The sequence below is a fragment of the Streptomyces sp. NPDC055287 genome, assembly GCF_053646035.1.
This window is the reverse complement of sequence record NZ_JBSHNE010000142.1, coordinates 1-1,069: the sequence shown is the minus strand read 5'-3', so window position 1 is coordinate 1,069 and position 1,069 is coordinate 1. Positions and strand designations below refer to the sequence as shown.

The 1,069-nt window shown below is 70.0% G+C and carries 1 protein-coding gene; it reads right to left on the bottom strand.

Annotated features, from left to right (window positions below):
* Positions 1 to 97 precede the first annotated feature (97 nt).
* The coding region (locus ACWIHY_RS40405; protein ID WP_454381762.1) for an IS1380 family transposase at positions 98 to 1,069 on the bottom strand (972 nt) is incomplete at its 5' end.

The following is a 1,069-nucleotide window of genomic DNA, read 5'->3' as shown; positions in this document are numbered from 1 at the left end:
GGGGCAGGTTGGCGGCCCGGTTGTCGCGTCGGGTGGGCGCCGGGTTCCACTTTCCCGGTGTGGTGGTGCGGATCGTTGGGGCGGTCGGTGTGGCTGGTCAGCCGGGGCTCGGCAAGGCATTGAGCCGGTCAATTGCCCGGGTGATCTCGTCGGTCCAGGGCCATCGCGTGGTGAAACGGAGCCAGCGGCGGCGGCCGGTGGTGACGAGCTGGGCGGCGGCGGAGAACAGCCGCAGGCGGAGCTTCTTGGGTTCCCAGCGGCGGGTCTTGCCGGTCAGGGCGAGCATCGGCATCCAGGCGAGGAGGTCGAGTGCGAGGGAGACGATCTCCAGCCAGATCCGGTTCTGTGCGGTGTCGTGCAGGGGCAGGTTGCGCAGGCCGGTGTCGCGGGCGCCTCGGATGCGGTCCTCGCAGCGGGCCCGCCTGCGGTGACGCAGTTCGAGGTCGGCGAGCTGGCCACCCTTTGTGTTGGTCGCGAAGCAGGTCAGCCGCAGTCCGTCGAGGTCGGTGAAACGCAACTGGGCGCCGGGGTGCGGGCGTTCCTTGCGGACGATCAGCCTCATGCCTTTCGGCCACGTGCTCAGGTCGGGGATGTCGGTGATCTCCGCGACCCAGGCGCCGGGCCGCTCGGTGCCGCCGGCGTCGTAGGCCGGTGTCCATGCCTTCTTCGGGATCTTCAGGACGGCCTGGTGGATGGTGTCGGTAATGGTCATTCCGACGGAATACGACAGCCACCGGCCCCGGTGGGAGAGCCAGTCGAGGAAGGCGTGGGTGCCGCCGGCGGAGTCGGTGCGGATCAGTGTCTGCCGGCCCCGCCGCAGGTGTCTGGGGAGTTGGGCCAGGGCGAGCCCAGTGGTGGTGATGTGATCGGTGGCGGTGTTGGAGCCTGCGTTGCCGGGCCGCAGCAGCGCGGCCACCGGTTCCCCGGAACCGGCCTGGCCGTGGTCGACGAACGCGACGAGAGGATGGTGGCCGAAGGTCTTCTTCCAGGTCGCGGTGGCGTCCTGCTTCTCGGAGTGCGCGAGGACCAGCACGCCGTCGATGTCCACGATCACGCTGCCGTCAGCGGC